The organism is Klebsiella pneumoniae subsp. pneumoniae HS11286, from assembly GCF_000240185.1.
GTDB classification, from domain to species: domain Bacteria; phylum Pseudomonadota; class Gammaproteobacteria; order Enterobacterales; family Enterobacteriaceae; genus Klebsiella; species Klebsiella pneumoniae.
The window spans coordinates 2,529,974-2,547,455 of record NC_016845.1 but is presented as its reverse complement, the minus strand read 5'-3'; the positions used below and the strand labels follow the sequence as shown (position 1 = coordinate 2,547,455).

The 17,482-nt window shown below is 54.7% G+C and carries 20 protein-coding genes; 12 read left to right on the top strand and 8 right to left on the bottom strand.

Features of this window, described 5'->3' with window-relative positions:
• Window positions 1-9 precede the first annotated feature (9 nt).
• Genes KPHS_25190 through KPHS_25160 form a run of 4 tightly spaced genes read left to right on the top strand, consistent with a single transcriptional unit; the run spans window position 10 to window position 4,097 of the window.
• The gene (locus KPHS_25190; RefSeq protein YP_005226819.1) at window positions 10-1,275 is read left to right on the top strand and encodes a ygbK domain protein; all 1,266 of its coding nucleotides are present in this window, start codon (window positions 10-12) and stop codon (window positions 1,273-1,275) included.
• Window positions 1,268-1,888 (top strand): putative aldolase, encoded by a 621-nt coding sequence (locus KPHS_25180; protein YP_005226818.1) that lies wholly within the window; start codon window positions 1,268-1,270, stop codon window positions 1,886-1,888. The genes KPHS_25190 and KPHS_25180 overlap by 8 nt, the downstream gene beginning before the upstream one ends.
• Before the next feature lie 4 nt (window positions 1,889-1,892).
• Window positions 1,893-2,675: a putative epimerase/isomerase gene (locus KPHS_25170; protein ID YP_005226817.1), complete on the top strand. Its 783-nt coding sequence runs from the start codon at window positions 1,893-1,895 to the stop codon at window positions 2,673-2,675.
• A 57-nt stretch (window positions 2,676-2,732) separates the two neighbouring features.
• Window positions 2,733-4,097 (top strand): putative transport protein, encoded by a 1,365-nt coding sequence (locus tag KPHS_25160; RefSeq protein ID YP_005226816.1) that lies wholly within the window; start codon window positions 2,733-2,735, stop codon window positions 4,095-4,097.
• 26 nt (window positions 4,098-4,123) lie between these two features.
• Here KPHS_25160 and KPHS_25150 read toward each other — a convergent pair whose 3' ends face one another.
• Window positions 4,124-5,050 (bottom strand): putative ARAC-type regulatory protein, encoded by a 927-nt coding sequence (locus KPHS_25150; protein YP_005226815.1) that lies wholly within the window; start codon window positions 5,048-5,050, stop codon window positions 4,124-4,126.
• 310 nt (window positions 5,051-5,360) lie between these two features.
• Between KPHS_25150 and KPHS_25140 the strand changes: the two genes are divergently transcribed.
• Both KPHS_25140 and KPHS_25130 read left to right on the top strand, forming a co-directional pair.
• A complete protein-coding gene (locus KPHS_25140; protein YP_005226814.1) occupies window positions 5,361-5,972 on the top strand; it encodes a LuxR transcriptional regulator in 612 nt (203 codons plus the stop codon).
• Window positions 5,973-6,522: 550 nt separating this feature from the next.
• Window positions 6,523-7,740: a diguanylate phosphodiesterase gene (locus KPHS_25130; protein ID YP_005226813.1), complete on the top strand. Its 1,218-nt coding sequence runs from the start codon at window positions 6,523-6,525 to the stop codon at window positions 7,738-7,740.
• A gap of 20 nt (window positions 7,741-7,760) precedes the next feature.
• Here the strand turns inward: KPHS_25130 and KPHS_25120 are convergent, their stop codons facing one another.
• The 3 genes from KPHS_25120 to KPHS_25100 all read right to left on the bottom strand — a co-directional run bounded on the left by KPHS_25120 (window position 7,761) and on the right by KPHS_25100 (window position 9,491).
• Window positions 7,761-8,273, bottom strand: a complete 513-nt coding sequence (locus KPHS_25120) for a competence damage-inducible protein A (RefSeq protein YP_005226812.1) — start codon at window positions 8,271-8,273, stop codon at window positions 7,761-7,763.
• Between the two features lie 164 nt (window positions 8,274-8,437).
• Window positions 8,438-8,911 (bottom strand): heat shock protein, encoded by a 474-nt coding sequence (locus KPHS_25110; protein YP_005226811.1) that lies wholly within the window; start codon window positions 8,909-8,911, stop codon window positions 8,438-8,440.
• 445 nt (window positions 8,912-9,356) lie between these two features.
• Window positions 9,357-9,491 carry a hypothetical protein gene (locus KPHS_25100; protein ID YP_005226810.1) on the bottom strand — a complete coding sequence of 45 codons (135 nt, stop codon included), beginning with the start codon at window positions 9,489-9,491 and terminating at the stop codon, window positions 9,357-9,359.
• Window positions 9,492-9,732: 241 nt separating this feature from the next.
• Here KPHS_25100 and KPHS_25090 point away from each other — a divergent pair, with 241 nt between their 5' ends.
• Together KPHS_25090 and KPHS_25080 are read left to right on the top strand one after the other, a co-directional pair.
• Complete coding sequence (locus tag KPHS_25090; protein ID YP_005226809.1) at window positions 9,733-9,855, top strand: hypothetical protein; 123 nt, start codon at window positions 9,733-9,735, stop codon at window positions 9,853-9,855.
• Between the two features lie 67 nt (window positions 9,856-9,922).
• Complete coding sequence (locus tag KPHS_25080; RefSeq protein ID YP_005226808.1) at window positions 9,923-10,558, top strand: putative 2-component transcriptional regulator; 636 nt, start codon at window positions 9,923-9,925, stop codon at window positions 10,556-10,558.
• Here the strand turns inward: KPHS_25080 and KPHS_25070 are convergent.
• Window positions 10,555-10,677, bottom strand: coding sequence for a small membrane protein (locus KPHS_25070; RefSeq protein YP_005226807.1), 123 nt, complete (start codon window positions 10,675-10,677; stop codon window positions 10,555-10,557). The two genes, KPHS_25080 and KPHS_25070, sit on opposite strands and share 4 nt — an antisense overlap.
• 54 nt (window positions 10,678-10,731) lie before the next feature.
• Window positions 10,732-10,860 (bottom strand): hypothetical protein, encoded by a 129-nt coding sequence (locus KPHS_25060; RefSeq protein YP_005226806.1) that lies wholly within the window; start codon window positions 10,858-10,860, stop codon window positions 10,732-10,734.
• A 171-nt stretch (window positions 10,861-11,031) separates the two neighbouring features.
• Between KPHS_25060 and KPHS_25050 the strand changes: the two genes are divergently transcribed.
• Window positions 11,032-11,706, top strand: a complete 675-nt coding sequence (locus KPHS_25050) for an SOS response-associated peptidase (protein YP_005226805.1) — start codon at window positions 11,032-11,034, stop codon at window positions 11,704-11,706.
• Window positions 11,707-12,897: 1,191 nt separating this feature from the next.
• Window positions 12,898-13,014, top strand: coding sequence for a hypothetical protein (locus KPHS_25040; RefSeq protein YP_005226804.1), 117 nt, complete (start codon window positions 12,898-12,900; stop codon window positions 13,012-13,014).
• Window positions 13,015-13,091: 77 nt separating this feature from the next.
• On the opposite strand, the gene KPHS_25030 is transcribed toward KPHS_25040, so the two are convergent.
• On the bottom strand, window positions 13,092-15,137 hold the full coding sequence (locus KPHS_25030) for a dipeptidyl carboxypeptidase II (RefSeq protein ID YP_005226803.1): 2,046 nt from the start codon (window positions 15,135-15,137) through the stop codon (window positions 13,092-13,094).
• 130 nt (window positions 15,138-15,267) lie between these two features.
• Here KPHS_25030 and KPHS_25020 point away from each other — a divergent pair, with 130 nt between their 5' ends.
• On the top strand, window positions 15,268-16,017 hold the full coding sequence (locus tag KPHS_25020; protein ID YP_005226802.1) for an NADP-dependent L-serine/L-allo-threonine dehydrogenase YdfG: 750 nt from the start codon (window positions 15,268-15,270) through the stop codon (window positions 16,015-16,017).
• A 91-nt stretch (window positions 16,018-16,108) separates the two neighbouring features.
• Window positions 16,109-16,795, top strand: a complete 687-nt coding sequence (locus KPHS_25010) for a GntR family transcriptional regulator (RefSeq protein YP_005226801.1) — start codon at window positions 16,109-16,111, stop codon at window positions 16,793-16,795.
• Between the two features lie 50 nt (window positions 16,796-16,845).
• Here KPHS_25010 and KPHS_25000 read toward each other — a convergent pair whose 3' ends face one another.
• Window positions 16,846-17,277: a putative universal stress protein G gene (locus KPHS_25000; protein ID YP_005226800.1), complete on the bottom strand. Its 432-nt coding sequence runs from the start codon at window positions 17,275-17,277 to the stop codon at window positions 16,846-16,848.
• Window positions 17,278-17,482 lie beyond the last annotated feature (205 nt).

Here is a 17,482-nt window from a genome sequence, read left to right as displayed (position 1 = left end):
AGAGACAACATGCAGCTTGGTGTCATTGCCGATGACTTCACCGGCGCCACGGATATTGCCAGCTTCCTCGTGCGCAACGGCATGCCGACGGTGCAACTGAATGGCGTGCCGACCCGCGATCTTCCGCTGACCAGCGAGGCGGTGGTCATCAGCCTGAAAACCCGCTCCTGCCCGGCGGAAATGGCCGTCAGCCAGTCGCTGGCGGCCCTGAGCTGGCTCCAGGCCCAGGGCTGTCAGCAGTTTTATTTCAAGTACTGTTCCACTTTCGACAGCACCGCGCAGGGCAACATTGGCCCGGTGCTGGATGCCCTGCTGGCCGAGCTGGGTGAGACGCGGACGGTGATTTCCCCGGCGCTGCCGGTTAACGGCCGCACGGTCTATCAGGGATATCTGTTCGTCGGCGAGCAACTGCTGAATGAGTCCGGGATGCGCCACCATCCGGTGACGCCGATGGAGGATGCGCACCTGGGCCGCTTAATTGAGCGCCAGGGGCGCGGAAAAGCCGCGCTGATTGCCTGGCCGATTGTCGCCCGGGGGCCGGAGGCGGTCGCCGCCGCGCTGGCGGCAGTCAACGATCCGGCGGTGCGCTATGTGGTGCTCGACGCCCTCAGTGAACAGGATCTGCTCACCCAGGGCGTGGCGCTGCGGGAGATGAAGCTGGTCTCCGGCGGTTCCGGCCTCGCCATCGGCCTCGCCCGCGACTGGGCGCAGCGCCATGGCGCCCGGGGTGAAAGCGCTCAGGCCGGCATGCCGCTAGTCGGCCCGGCGGTGGTGCTCTCGGGCTCCTGCTCGGTGATGACCAACAGCCAGGTGGCGGCCTATCGTCAACAGGCCCCCGCCCGCGCCGTCGACTTAAGCGCCTGCTTTACCGATCTGGAGAGCTACGTCAGGACGCTGACTGACTGGGTGGACGCGCAGCGCGATGCGCCGCTGGCGCCGATGATCTATGCCACCACCGAGCCGCAAACGCTGCAGCGGATCCAGGCGCAGTATGGCGACAAGGCCAGCAGCGAACGGGTGGAACAGCTGTTTGCCGCTCTTGCCGCCGCCCTGAAGGCGAAAGGATTTACCCGCTTTATTGTGGCCGGAGGGGAAACGTCGAGCATTGTGGCGCAGACCCTGGGGGTTGAGGCGTTCCATATTGGGCCGACCATCTCCCCTGGCGTGCCCTGGGTGCGTGACACCCGCCAGCCGCTCTCCCTGGCGCTGAAGTCAGGTAACTTCGGCGATATCCAGTTCTTTGCCCGTGCCCAGCAGGAGTTTCGTCATGACTGAGCAACAACTGCGAGAGGAAATGGTGCAGATTGGCGCCTCGTTATTTAGCCGCGGCTATGCCACCGGCTCCGCTGGCAATCTGTCGCTGCTGCTGCCGGACGGCAACCTGCTGGCGACGCCGACCGGCGCCTGCCTCGGCGAACTGCAGGCTCAGCGGTTGTCGGTGGTGACGCTGCAAGGGGAATGGATCTCCGGCGACAAACCGTCGAAAGAGGTCACTTTTCACCGGGCGGTCTATTTGCACAACCCGGCCTGCAAGGCGATCGTCCACTTGCACAGCCACTATCTGACCGCGCTCTCCTGCCTGCAGGGGCTCGATCCGCACAACTGTATCCGCCCCTTTACCCCCTATGTGGTGATGCGCGTCGGCGACGTCCCGGTGGTTCCCTACTACCGGCCGGGCGATGACCGTATTGCCCAGGCGCTGGCCGGGCTGGCGCCCCGCTATAACGCCTTTTTACTGGCCAACCACGGACCGGTGGTTACTGGCTCATCGCTGCGCGAAGCCACCAACAATACCGAGGAACTGGAAGAGACCGCACGGCTGATATTTACCCTCGGCAACCGCGAGATCCGCTACCTGACCGCTGACGAAGTAAAAGAACTGAGATAAAACCATGCCAAAATTCGCTGCAAATTTATCCATGCTGTTTACCGAACTGCCGTTCCTGGAACGCTTTGCCGCCGCTGCCCGGGCGGGATTTGAAGCCGTTGAGTTTCTGTTTCCCTATGAGTATGCCGCCGGGGAAATCAGACAGCGCCTGCAGGAGAACCAGCTGCAGCTGGTGCTGTTCAATACCCCACCCGGCGACGTCAACGCCGGAGAATGGGGGCTCGCCGCCATCCCCGGGAGAAGCGCGGAGGCCCGACGCGATATTGAGCTGGCGCTGGAGTATGCCTGCCAGCTCGGTTGCCCGCAGGTGCATATCATGGCCGGCGTGGTGCCGCCGGGAGCGGATCGCGCAGCCTGCGAGGCCGTGCTTATCGGTAATCTGCGCTACGCCGCGGAGTGCTTTGCCCGCCACGACAAGCGGATACTCATCGAAGCACTGAATCCGCAGACCAAACCGGGCTATCTCTACCACAGTCAATATCAGACGCTGGCGATGGTGAAACGGGTCGACAGGCCGAACCTGGCGGTGCAGTTAGATCTGTTTCACGCGCAGAAGGTGGACGGCAATTTAAGCCATCTTATTACCGAATATGCCGGCCAGTATCGCCATATTCAGATTGCCTCCCTGCCCGACCGTCATGAACCGGATGAGGGCGAAATAAACTATCCGTGGCTCTATGCGCTACTGGATAAAACCGGTTATGACGGCTGGATCGGCTGCGAATATATCCCCCGGACAGACACGCTTTCCGGGCTGGGGTGGTTCTCGCCCTACCGGAAAAAATAAACGCCGTTTTCTAAAAAAATAACTCTCTGTACACCTGTTAATACCCGAGGCAAACCTATGTCGACATCGGCGCTGTTACTTATTGCGTTAGCCAGCGTAGTGCTGTTGCTCCTGTTAGTGATCAAAGCGAAAGCACATCCTTTTGTGGCGCTCCTGATCGTCAGTCTGCTGGTGGCATTCGCCACCGGCATTCCGGCAGATAAAATTATAACCACCATTGAAAAAGGCATGGGCGGCCTGCTTGGCCACATCGCCAGCATTATTATTCTGGGCTCAATGCTGGGGGTACTGATTGAAATGTCCGGCGGCGCCGAATCGCTGGCGAAAACGTTGACCGGCGTACTGGGTGCAAAACGAACCATTGCCGCCTTAACCATCGTGGCTTTTATTCTCGGCACCCCGGTCTTTTTTGAAGTCGGCTTTATCATCATCATTCCGTTAATCTACGGCTTCAGCAAAGTCGCCCACGTGTCGCCGCTGAAGTTTGGCCTGCCGATGGCCGGCGTGATGTTAACCGTCCACGTGGCGCTGCCCACCCATCCTGGCGCAGCGGCTGCGGCAGGCATTCTGCATAGCGATGTCGGTTGGCTGATGCTGGCGGGGATTGGGGTGTCGGTGGTCGTCGGTATCGTGGGCTATTTTGTCGCCCGGTTTATCAATCGGCGCCATTATCATCTGTCGATTAACGTGCTGGAGCAGCAACAAACGGCGGAAGTACCGGATCTCTCGGTTAACGCGCAGCAGACCCGTCTGCCGCCGCCGAATGCGCTGGTTATCGGTGGGCTGATCGTGGTGCCCATCATGCTGATTGTTTCCGGGACGCTGTGTCAGGCGCTTCTGCTGCCGGAAAACGCGGTTCGCCAGCTGATGACCGTCATTGGTACCCCGCCGGTCGCCCTGCTGATCTCCCTGGGCCTGGCCAGCTGGACGCTGGGCATCCGTCGGCGGATGAGCCTGAAAAAGCTGGGCGAAGTCACCGGCAGCGCGATCCCCTCGTCGGCGGACGTGATCCTCGTCGCCGGCGCCGGCGGCGCCTTTGGCGGCGTACTGGTCGCTTCCGGCATCGGTAATGCCTTAGCCGAGGCGCTGGAGACAATACATCTGCCGCTGATGCCCGCCGCTTTTCTGCTATCGCTGGTGCTCAGAGCCTCGCAGGGTTCGGCCACCGTGGCGATCCTCACCACCTCCGGTCTGCTGTCGCAGGCGGTTGTCGGTCTGGAGCCGCTGCAGCTGGTGCTGGTGACGCTGGCGACCTGCTTCGGCTCGCTCGGGCTGTCGCACGTCAACGACGCCGGGTTCTGGGTCGTCACGCGCTATCTCGGACTCTCGGTGCCGGATGGACTCAAAACCTGGACCGTCTTGACAACCATCATGGGGGTGACGGGCTTTCTCATCACCTGGCTGCTGTGGTTTGCGCTTTGATGTTAACCTGGGTGGCTCCGGCCACCTTAACTTCGCCCCGGCACAGGCCCTGACCCACTACCGCTGTCAGACCGCAGACCCGCTGCCGACAGCGTCACCGGGATAAAATAGCGTACGCGATAGCGCCTGTCCCCTGCCTCTTCGCCTTCCGCATGGCGGGTTATAAAACATTCAATGTCATAGCCGTCCCGACGACTTACCCCCAGGGATGGCAGCAGCTCCATATACAGATCGCTGGATAAACGAGCATAACGTGACCAATTGCCGTAGAATTCAACCCCGACATAAAGCCCTGACCGGGTGGTCAGCGAGCTGTTCATGGCCAGCGCGGGGGGCAGCTTTCCCGCCTCATGACAGCCGACAAAAGCGTTAACCTCGACGTTAAGCTCATTTTTGCTCGCCGCGGCGTAGTCGGAAAGTACGGAAAGCGAGCCTCCGCCAGCGGTGAAAAAACGGTCAACCTTTTGTCTGATGCTCGTCTTAGCGGTGCTTTGCAACACCAAATCCGACAGGCGCAGTTCATACTTCATCGGATAGCCATAATAGACCTGTTCCGGCAGAGAAAAAAAACGAGCCAGAGGTAGGCTCTCTCCGTCCGGGTGAAACTTTTTCAACAGCTTTGCCGTGTCCCAGTGCGCCGCGCAACGGTATTCACGTGGCGAGAGCGAAAAGCGCTTCTTAAACTCCCGGGAAAAGGTCTGCGGCGAGTCATAGCTTAACTGCCAGGCAATAGCGGCGATCGGTTGCCGTGTTAAGCGCAGACTGACCGCTGCGATGGTCAACCGCCGCAGACGAATATACTGCCCGATGGGTAACTGGCCATACTGGTAAAACACGTCGTACACAAACCGACGTGAATAGCCCATATACAGCGCCAGGTCATCGATCGCCGGGTTACAATAGATATTATCCTCCAGCCACGCCAGCATTTTCAAATAGAGCATCTGCTTCATAAGTACGGCATACATCCTGTATTCTTGTCCTCCGCTAATTTTAACAACAGAGCGCGGCTATCACTAAGCTTTTTATGCATCGCAAAAATAAAAAAACAGGAAACGGCTTTAAATAGTGACAAATATATGCTTAAGGCTTTGTTTATTAGGAACTTTCGCATATCAATATACCGTTATCTCACTTTCCCCACCAGATATTGCATTAATGGAAAACATCCCTTAGATTACCACGGCTAAAAATAGTACCTGCATCATCATTATATTCTTTAATTTATCCAGATATGTTTTTTAATGCCCACAGGGAAGTTATATGACTAATTTTTTGTTCAATATAAAAAATCACTATTTGCGAGTCGCTATTGCTGAACTGGTTGATGAAGCGATGAAGGCCGCCGGGCGGCCACACTATCAGTTTTCTCAACAATGGGATGCAGGATCGATGGCGCAAGCTGATGTGATATTCACGGAAATGGTCGCGGGGGAGTGGTACTTGTGCCAGGATCTTTTTCAGCATGCCCCGGAACAATATACGCTTTTTATTTTCCCGGACAATGAACACGCTACCGTAGATGAGGGTTTACCGAATTGTCTGCAGCATGCGGTATTTATGCCGCCTCACGCTCGCGTTCAGCGGCTGAAAGATGAGATAGCTAACGCCATTGAGCGTCCGCTGCTACCGCGGCAAGACCCGCCGTTCAATCGTCTGCGGCGTTGCATTAATTGCGCCTGCAGGTCGGTCAGCGACGCGCAAACCAAAGTCATTTACGCGTTCAGTATTGGCCTGAGCCCGCATGAAGTCGCCGCTGCGCTAAATATTAGTCCCAAAACGATTCATTCACATAAAAAGAATATTATGAGTAAATTTAATTTGAATAGCCGTCAGCAGTTTAACAACCTTGTGCAACTGCTCGCCAAACGCTGATACAACTCGTCATTTTATTCTGTCAAACAATCATCTTCTGGAACGGAAAACATACCGTCTCTTGCGCCTTTCCTGAATATAGGAAAAGCCACTCCATAAAGAAATGATGGGACATAAAATCAGACACAAAATAATAAAGAAGTCGCTCATATCAAACCTGACAAAAGAATTTAATTTAGAGTGATAATATTCACTCGATTATATTCAGGCAAGACCAGCGCCTCATTTTTGAGAGTGGGAAATAGAATGGTAGGATAATTCCTGGTAGCGAATATTAACAGGTAAAATAAGACGCAGCGCCAGTGTCTGAGGAGGGAATGAGAGGCCTGTTAGCGTCTTTTTGCATTGAGGATGAGAAAAAGATAGCCAAATGTGTAATTCCCTGTACAGTGGAGGGAATCACAAAGTGAAGCTCGCGTTCCGCGTAGCGGACATCACGGTTGGTTGAATGTTTGTACATATCAGCCTCGCCCTCCTTTAGGGTCAGGCCATACTCATCTTGCATGCTGAGCGCGGATGTTCTTACGCCGCGGGAGCGATCGTAACAACTATGCTAACCACCCTGATTTACCGCAGCCAGGTTCATCCTGACCGCCCGCCCGTCGATCTCGACGCTTTAGTCCATCGCGCCAGCAGTAAAAATTTGCCCCTTGGCATCACCGGCATTCTGCTGTTTAACGGCCTGCAGTTTTTCCAGGTCCTGGAAGGGACTGAGGAGGCACTTGAGTCGCTGTTCAGCGAAATCCAAAGCGACCCGCGTCATCGCGACGTAGTGGAGCTGATGCGCGATTACTCAGCCTACCGACGTTTTCACGGCACCGGAATGCGCATACTGGATCTCCGGCTGTTTGAAACCGATGGCGCGCTGGAGGAAATTCTGCGCTTTAGCACGTTTGGGGTCACCGAACCGGTCAACGACCGGATGTTCCGGCTGCTTAGCGCCTTCATTGCCGACGGCGGCCGCTATTGCCTGCCCGAGCCGCTGCAGCCCTCTCGCTGGATGATGATGCCCGCGTCAGGTACGGCCGCGCCGCAGCACCTGCCCGGTCAACCTTGCCAGTTTGCTCTGCAGGCTATTGTCGAGCCGGCTAAAAAGCGAGTTTCTTCCTTTGAGGCTCTGATCCGCAGCCCAACCGGCGGCTCTCCCGTGGAAATGTTTGCCGCCATTGCGGCGGAGGATCGCTACCGTTTTGATCTTGAAAGCAAAGCATATGCATTCGCTCTCGCCGGCCAGCTGCCGCTCGGGAAACATCAGCTGGCGATTAACCTGTTGCCCGGATCGCTGTATCACCACCCTGACGCCGTAGGCTGGCTGATAGACAGCCTGCTGGCGGCCGGCCTCAGACCGGATCAGGTACTGATCGAGGTGACCGAGACAGAGGTGATCACCTGCTTTGACCAGTTCCGCAAGGTGCTCAAAGCCCTGCGCGTCGCGGGCATGAAGCTGGCCATCGACGACTTTGGCGCAGGTTATTCCGGCCTGTCGTTACTGACCCGTTTTCAGCCTGATAAAATCAAAGTGGATGCGGAACTGGTGCGCGATATCCATATTAGCGGCACCAAACAGGCGATTGTCGCCTCGGTCGTCCGCTGCTGCGAGGATCTTGGCATTACGGTGGTGGCTGAAGGTGTCGAAACCCTGGAGGAGTGGTGCTGGCTGCAGTCGGTGGGCATACGCCTGTTTCAGGGCTTTCTCTTTTCCCGACCCTGCCTTAACGGCATCGGGGAGATTTGCTGGCCGGTAGCGCGCCAGGCAATGGACCTGTAAGGCCGCGCCCCCGGGCATCGTCACTGCCAGTGGGCAAGCTTTTCGCTCAGCGCCGCCAGGGCATATCGTACCGCTTTCGCCACCACGGTCTCACAGTCGCCGGCAAAGCACATCCGTTTGGTTTCAGTCTGGCCGCGAAAATTCCAGGCAAACCATACCGTGCCGGCGGGGGTACCATCTTCCCCGCCCTCCGGTCCGGCGTAGCCGCTGACGGCGATGGCGATATCGGCCCCGGCGAGCGCCAGAATACCAGAGGACATCTCCTGAACGCAGGCTTCGCTGACGGCGCTGTGTACCGCCAGGGTTTCCGCGCGAACCTGCAGCACGTTGCGCTTGGCTTCATCGCTGAAGGTCACTACGCCGGTATCATAAAATGCCGCGGTATCCGCCTGGGCACAGAGCGCTGCCGCCAGATTCCCTCCGGTGCAAGACTCCGCCGTGGTCAGTCGCCAACCGCGCGCGATCAGCGCCCGAGCCACTTCAGCGGTTAGTTCATGCGTATTGTTTGCGTCGCTATCGATCTCGTCAGTCATTCTTCCTCCTCGCCGAAATTGAAAGAAATAGCAGACTCACTGCGTCTGTTAACAGAATAGCATATCGATTTCTTTGTCGTCGGGGGGCCATTTATATTTTCAGGGGAAAGGATAAAGGCCCGCAGGGCGGGCCTTTAAGGTAACATCGTCGGAACAACGGTGAATCAAACTTTATGTTCTATCACGCGCCCCTGATTCTCGATCGCAATTTTACGTGGCTTTTCGCTCTCCGGGATTTCCTGGTGGATGGCTATTTTTAAGATGCCGCTATCCAGCTGCGCCTGATTAATTTGGGCGTGTTCAGGAAGAGAGAAACTGAGCTGGAAATTAGCGCGGCGGATACCTTTATAAATCCAGCGTTCACCGCTGTCTGTCGAGGCATCGGTTTCCTGGCGTTTCCCGGAAATATGCAGATTCCCCCCTACGGTTTCTATTTCCAGCTCATCATCTTTCCAGCCAGGCACGCTGACGCTGAGCAGGAAATTGCTGTCGTCGACTTTCTGTAAATCATAAGCCGGTAAAGTGCCCACCGGCGTATCGCCCGTTAACTGGCTGAAAAGACGGTCAATACGATTAAAGCGATCGGCAAAAAGAGAATCAGCAAATACCGGGAGTGCTGACAAGGTTTTGAGTGCCATAATTAACCTCCTGAATATCCATTCAAAAGCTCAACATAAAGGCAAGCATTGCTTGTCCGCTATATAAAATAATATCTAAGGCGCGTTTTTCAAGACCCGAAATAAAAAAATTTTCTTCGCCAGCCTCAGTGAAAAATAAGCATGCCGGTGGCGAAGTTACCCCCGCCCGACGGCGGGGGCTGTGGCGCTTCTGAGTCCCATAACTGATGCTGTTTAACATTCAATAAACAGAAGCGACATGTATATATAACTTGTTTAAGGGGATGTCAACGTCCGAATCGCTCCCCCCTTGCCGTTGTGTATTCTCCCCTTGAACAGCGCGGTTAGCAACCCGGCTGCCTGTCAGAATCCCCTTGCCAACAGCGGCGCTTCGACGTGGTATTCGCCTTGTTGCCGTCAACCGGACGCCGCTGGTGAAAATATACCCGGCCGGGTAAGGAACCTTTCATCCGACACCGTGCCTAATGATCTGCATACGCACTTTCTGAGGCACCGCCATGGCCAGCATTTTTATCTCAACCACCCTGTTCGCCCTCTTCGCGTCGATGTTGATCGGCCTGGGAATGGTGTGGAAAAGCATCTCCAACAATCCTGATAACTGATTCTGTTGTACGCCGTTGCTGTTCACTCTCCGCAGCGGCGGGTCTACCCCGCCCCTTTTTATCAATGACCACCCCAGGTTTCGCTCAGGCGCAATCTCCTCAAGGACCCGCGCCTGCAAAAGGTATTTTTGAAAAAGCAATTCATACAGTGAATAAGTAACCCTGATTAATATATTTGAGACCAGAATTTACGCATGCAATATAAGCAATTTAAGCAGTTTGTGCCAAATTAGCGGTCATGCCCGCGCAACGCTAAAAAATAAGCCATTGATTAATATACCATTAATTTTACTCGCCAGCTCAAAGTCCAAAATTAGACTTATTGCATTTGTTGATTATTAGAAATATCCTAAAGGCATACGCATTTAATGTTCTCCACTTTAAATGCATGACAACTTTCACGATCGCCATGACTATGCCTGATATTTTAATTAACACTGAAAACATATTTCTTAATCGCGGAATTTGCGAACTGCTTAGCGAGATCGCGAAGGAAGAACACATCCGTGAACCGTATTCCGTTGTGGACTATTTCACAGATATATTAGGTCCGATTGATATGCTGTTCACAGAAATGGCCGCTGGTGAACATTATCTATGCCACCCGTTTTTCAAAAAACTTCCTCCGCACACGTCTATTTTTATTTTCGTCGCCACCGACAGCGCTTTGCAGGTTGAACAGTTACCACTTTGTCTTGGCGATGCCACTTTTATCAGCATGAACAGCGACTTGCGCCGCGTAAAAAATCAGATTGCAAAACGTCTGACGGAGTCGACAACATCTAGTTGCGGTGGGCTGGAAAAAGACAGCAGACGCTGTGTCAAATGCCCTCGGTTAACCTTGACCAAATCACAACTTTATATTATCAATGCGATCAGAACGGGAATGAACAATCAGCAGATAGCGCAAAAACTGGGCATCAGTCATAAGACGATCTTCTCTCACAAAATCAATATTATGAAAAAATTCCAAATAGCTACCAAACAAGAGTTAACGAGATTCTCATCTGTTGCTCTTGCGCTTTCCGCAGGAAGGATCGGTTAACGTCGGAATTTATTAAAGCGCATCTTCATTTTTCTTCTTTCTCTAACATAGGACAGGCCAAAAAACAAAGATGTAAACAATAACACCACCGCCAGGACTAATAATAGTAAGTTACTCATAACAACCTTTTAAAAGATAAAGATGACTTTTTAAATAATAAGGGGTGGATATTTTCAAATACAACCCAGCGACAACCATTTCAAACAAAGGTAAAACTCTGTGCGATAATTCTGAAAGATAATAAAAAGAGTAAAAACGATTTCCTTTATCAGACAGGCGTTAGGGTAATAACGATGAAGCATAAACGGACAATGCCAGGCCTAACGCCCAGCGTGTACTGTCGCGACGTCAGGCAAGATGACGGCCTGAAATAATGGTCTACTAACGTGGAAGGAGCGTGGTATTTGGGCAGGTGAAAACACCGTTTTGCAGCTGATCTATACTGTTAGTCAGACATCACGCTGGAGGTGGCTATGTGCGGACGTTTTGCGCAAGCGCAAAGCCGGGAGGAATACCTGGCGCATCTCGTGGAAGCGGCCGAACGAGATATTGCCTGGGACCCGGCGCCTATCGGGCGCTATAACGTCGCGCCCGGGACAAAAGTTTTACTCCTCAATGAACGCGATGAGCAACTCCATCTCGATGCCGTTTACTGGGGCTATGCGCCAGGATGGTGGGATAAACCGCCGCTGATTAATGCCCGGGTTGAGACTGCAGCCTCCAGCAGGATGTTCAAGCCGCTGTGGGAGCACGGACGGGCGATCTGCTTCGCCGACGGCTGGTTTGAGTGGAAAAAGGAAGGAAATAAAAAGCAGCCATACTTTATCCAGCGTAAGGATGACCAGCCAATTTTTATGGCCGCGATTGGTCGGACTCCGTTCGAACGTGGGGACCATGCCGAAGGATTCTTGATCGTGACGGCCGCCGCCGATCGCGGTCTTGTCGATATTCATGACCGTCGGCCGTTGGTCCTGACGCCTGAAGCCGCCCGCGAATGGATGAGGCAGGATGTCACCGGCGCGGAATCGGCGGAGATTGCCAGCGACGGAGCCGTTTCCGCCGACGATTTTACCTGGCACCCGGTAACGCGGGCGGTCGGCAATGTGAAAAATCAGGGGCCCGAATTACTTGCCCCTCTCAGCCCATGACAAACGTAATCAAAGCGGCGGATAACGCATCATATTCAGCGAAGAGATAATTAAATTTTATACCGCCCTGGAGTAGTGCCGAACATCCGACGGAACAAGGCTATGAAGGCACTCACATTGTCATATCCCAGATCCAGCGCTATCGCCGTCACTGGCTTGCCGGCAGCCAGTAGCTCAAGCGCCCTGAGTAAGCGTATCCGCTGTCGCCATTCATTGAAGCTAAAACCCGTTTCGGCTCGGAATCGTCGCGTGAGCGTGCGTGATGACATGCCGGCCCAGGCTGCCCATTCTTCCAACCTGCGCCCGTCGTCCGGGTTTGCTGACAGCGCCTGCGCGATTCTGAGCAATCGGCTATCTTGCGGCATTGGAAGCCCAAGATTAACCCTGGGGAGGGAACCAATTTCATCAAGAATAACGCCAGCTAAACGTTTTTGGGACGCATTAAGCTCTACACCTTGCCATGCAGCCGCTCGCGTTATCGCTTCACGCAGCAGATTTGTCATTGAGAGAACAGATGGCTTATCAGGTAGCTCGCCACAGGCTTTGGCAGAAACATAAACACTCCATCCTGAATATGGACCGTGCGAGCGCAGGCCGTGCGGAACACCTGGCGGTATCCAGACGGCATGTGTTGCCGGTACCACCCAGCGACAATCACCGCCATCGACCGTAAGTAGCCCACGTATGGCACCGATTAACTGCCCACAGCTGTGATGGTGGCGTGGAGTCTCCCGTATTACCTCAGACTGACGTACCGCGACGAGTAAAGTGGGTCCCTGGGGGGAAAACACCGGTTCGAATGGAATCAATGGATCGTGCATATTGGCGTGTTTGAGGCGTTTAATGTCTTTTATACCGTACTGAAGCCAGTTAGTCGATTGTAAAGTATTCATCACTTTCACAGAGGACTAACCATCAAAAATGATTACTATTACTAGAGTATTGGATGACATTATCAACCACCAACAGATACCACTGGATCGGATACTCAGTCGCTATTTTAGTCCCGGTTATCGGCAGCGTACTGATAACAAGTGGGAAGGATTAGATGGCTTTGCTCAGCATGCGCGTAGACTCCGGGAAATTATCGCCTTCGCTAAAATTGAGTTACATGACGAACTTCGTAACGGGAATCTTTATGCCACAAGGCATCGCGTTCTGTGCACCAGGCGCAGCGGAGAAGAGGTGGACATGGAAGTTTATATGTTCGCTGAAATAGATGATTCCGGGCGCTTCATTCGTATCGAAGAAGCCACGTTAATGCTTAAAGGGAGAGAGAGCGATAGAGATTTAGGCAGCGTGAGGTAAAAGAAATATAAGGTTACGACTAGATCAGACAAAAAACCGGGCAGCGCGCCCGGTTATCTTGTCAGACTAAAATTGCCCTACGCACTCAACCCGCGATTTTTCAGCATCGGCTCAATCTGCGGATCGTGTCCGCGCCACTGGCGATACAGTTCAGCTAAATCAGTGCTGTTCCCGCGTGATAAAATCGCCTCACGGAAACGCTGACCGTTCTCACGGGTCAAACCGCCCTGCTCCACGAACCATTGATAGCCGTCGTCGGCCAGCATCTGGGTCCACAGATAGGCGTAATAGCCTGCCGCATAGCCGCCGCCGAAGATATGGGAGAAATAGCTGCTGCGATAGCGCGGGGGGACCGCCGCCAGATCCAGGTTCTCTTCCCGAAGCACCAGCTGCTCAAACGCGTCCACCTCCTCCGGTAATGCCGAGGTCGACAGGCTATGCCACCGCATATCGAGTAACGCAGCAGCCAACAGCTCGCTCATGTCGTACCCTTTATTGAAGGTTGCCGCACGCAACATATTGTCGCGTAGCGCCTGCGGCATCGGCTCCCCGGACTGGTAGTGCTTCGCGTAGTGGGCAAACACCTGCGGCTGGCTGGCCCAGTGTTCGAAGATCTGCGAAGGAAATTCGACAAAATCGCGCGGCGTATTGGTCCCCGAGAGACTGGCGTAGCGCTGGCTGGCGAACAGCCCATGCAGGGTATGGCCGAACTCATGAAACAGGGTGATCACCTCATCCCACGACTGCAGCGCGCTTTGCCCTGCCTGCGGGCGGACGTAGTTGCAGACATTGTAGATAACCGGGCGCTGCGCGCGCAGAGTCGACTGTTCGACAAACACATCCATCCATGCGCCGCCGCTCTTTGAGTCACGAGCGTAGTAGTCACCGTAAAACAGCGCCATCCCTTCGCCGTTGTGATCGAAGATCTCCCAGACCCGCACATCCGGGTGATAGACCGGTATATCGAAGCGCTCAACAAAGCGCAGACCAAAGAGCTGCGAGGCCGTCCAGAAGACGCCGTCTTGCAGCACCCGCTCGAGGGCAAAATAGGGTTTGAGCTGCGCGTCATCAATGGCATAGGCAGCCCGCCGCACCTGCTCGCTGTAGTAAAGCCAGTCCCATGCCGTCGCGCGAAAACCCCCGCCTTCGTTGTCGATCACCTGCTGGATGTCCGCCAACTCACGTTCCGCCCTCGCCCGCGCCGCCGGCGCGATCTGACGCATAAAGCCCAATGCCTCCGCCGGGGAAGCCGCCATTTGATCGGTCAGCGCCCAGCTGGCGTAATCAGCGGCTCCCAACAGCTCAGCCTGCTGCGCGCGGATCGCCGCCAGCCGCAGTACCAGGTCGCGCGTATCATGCTCATCGCCCTGCTGATTGCGGGTCCAGCCGGCGGCGAAGAGATTCTCCCGCGTTTGCCGGTCGCGCAGCGCAAGCAGCTGCGGCTGCTGGGTGGTATTGGTCAGCGTCAGCAACCAGCGGTCGCTAAGCCCTCTTTCACGCGCTGCGTCAGCCGCCGCCGCTATCTCCTCATCGCTCAGGCCAGCCAGTTGATGCCGGTAATCAACCACCAGGCCGCCGCTTTTTGCCGCTCCCAGCAGTCGCTGCTGGAACTGACTTTGCAGCGTAGCCGCTTCGGTGTTCAGTGCGCGCAGCGCCGCCTGCTGCTCGGGAGCCAGCGTCGCCCCGGCGTGAACAAAACGTTGCCACGTCAGGGTCAGGAGACGATAGGACTCGCTGTCCAGCGCCAGCGCGTCGCGCTGCTCGTAGACGCTGTTCACGCGCTGAAACAAGGCCGCATTAAGCCAGATGTCATTCCCCAGCTCGGCGAGTTCGGCGGAAAATTGTTCATCCAGTGATTGAATATAAGGATTGGTATGGGCGCCAGCCATGGCGAAAAAGACCCGCGTCACCCGCGCCAGCAGCTGACCACTCTGCTCCAGCGCCTCGAGCGTGTTGGCGAAACTGGCCGGCTGCGGATTGTCGATAATAGCGCGAATTTCGGCCCGCTGCTGCCGGACGCCCTCATCAAACGCCGGGCGATAGTGGCTGTCGTCAATCACATCGAACGGCGGCGCCTGGTAAGGCAACGTACTGACGCTAAAAAAGGGGTTTCGTTCGGACATCTTTCTCTCCTGTACAGGCTAATGCTGTAAGATTAGGCCTCTCCTTAAGGGGTCGCAATGATTTCCGTTACCGGTCGCCGCCTGTGCGTGCTATGGTATGAAAACACAAAAAGCGTTGAGGAACAGTAAGATGATTATCATGGTCACCGGCGCCACCGCCGGTTTTGGTGAAAGTATTACTCGCCGTTTTATCGCTAACGGTCATAAAGTGATTGCCACCGGTCGTCGTGAAGAGCGCCTGAAGACGCTGAAAGACGAGCTGGGCGATAACCTTTATATCGCGCAACTTGACGTCCGCAACCGCGCCGCCATTGAGACGCTGATTGCTGACCTGCCGGCCGAGTGGCAGGCTATCGATGTGCTGGTGAACAACGCCGGCCTGGCGCTTGGTCTGGAGCCGGCGCACCGCGCCAGTGTGGAAGACTGGGAAGATATGATCGACACCAATAATAAAGGGCTGGTGTACATGACCCGCGCCGTGCTGCCGGGGATGGTGGAGCGCAATCGCGGCCATATCATCAATATCGGCTCTACGGCAGGCAGCTGGCCTTACGCCGGCGGAAACGTCTATGGGGCGACCAAAGCCTTTGTCCGTCAGTTTAGCCTCAATCTTCGTACCGACCTGCACGGCACCGCGGTGCGCGTGACCGACATCGAGCCGGGTCTGGTGGGCGGCACCGAGTTTTCTAACGTCCGCTTTAAGGGCGATGACGCTAAAGCCGAAAAAGCTTACGAAAATACCCAAGCGCTAACGCCGGAAGATGTGACCGAGGCGGTCTGGTGGGTCGCCACCCTGCCGAAACATGTCAACATCAACACCCTGGAGATGATGCCGGTGAGTCAGAGCTTTGCCGGACTCAGCGTTCACCGTCAGGGCTAACCGTCAGCCACCCGGCCTGCGGGCCGGGTATGGGCGGAAACGCAAAAAACGCGTAAAATAGTGCGCATAACCCCCTAAAAAGTAACCATCAATGGCCGCAGAATCGCAACTGAATCCGACGCAACCCGTCAATCAGCAAATTTATCGCATCCTCCGCCGGGATATCGTGCACTGCCTGATCCCGCCTGGTACACCGCTGTCAGAGAAAGAAGTCTCCGTGCGTTTTGCGGTGTCTCGTCAGCCGGTGCGCGAAGCCTTCATTAAGCTGGCGGAAAACGGACTTATCCAGATTCGTCCCCAGCGCGGTAGCTACGTCAATAAAATCTCATTGTCGCAGGTGCGTAATGGTTGCTTCGTCCGCCAGGCGATTGAGTGCGCGGTGGTTCGCCGTGCCGCCGGCATGATTAACGAAGAGCAACTTTATCAGCTGGAACAGAATCTTCACCAGCAGCGTATTGCTGTTGATCGGCAGCAGTTAAACGACTTTTTCCTGCTCGATGATGAATTTCACCAGAAGCTGTCGATTATCGCCGACTGTCAGCTGGCCTGGGAGACAGTGGAAAATATTAAAGCCGCCATCGATCGCGTCCGCTATATGAGTCTGGACCATGTCACCTCTCCTGAGATGCTTCTGCGCCAGCATCATGAGATTTTCACCGCGCTGGAAAAACGCGATGCCGAGGCGGTAGAAAAAGCCATGAGTATCCATTTGCATGAAATCAGCGAATCCGTACTGCTGATTCGCCAGGAGAACCGCGACTGGTTTAGTGAAGAATAAGAGTCAGACGGCTGCCGGCATGGCCGACGCAGCCGTCCTCATTGAAGGGATTATCTAACGACCAATACCGGCGTTTTGGCGTAGCGCAGAATTGACTCGGCGTTGGAGCCCAGCAGATGGGTGGAGATCCCCGGTTTGCGGGAACCAATCACAATGACATCGAACTCTTCGTTGTTACTGATAGCCAGAATTTCGTCACGCACGTTGCCAAAGACTACGCGGGTATGGATCCGCGTCATGGGGATGGCGAACAGTCGCGCCACCTCGCGCATTTTTTTCTCCGACTCTTCTTTCATATAGGCTTCAAACTTACGAATATCCGCCGTAAAACCGCGCAATAGCGAACGGCTGCTGTTCGGCAGAACGTTGAGCAAGGTGATCTCGCCATTTTCGGCCGAAGCGAGAAATTCCGCGTGACGCACCGCTTTATCGCTTAAATCCATTTCAAAGACATCAACAGGCAATAAAATTTTTTTATACATGGCCCGTACTCCTTTTGCAGAGAAAGTTCTTTTTCAATAACTTAACTATGCCATTATTGCGGTGAAATACCAGCCATTGTTCGGAAAAATAACAGCTAATTATCTTTAGTAAATCAGGGAAATATAGAGTTATGTATAGACATTGCGTTCGATCATATTCTGCGTCTGCTAAAACCGATCGCTAGCAAAAAATAGACATCAGCGG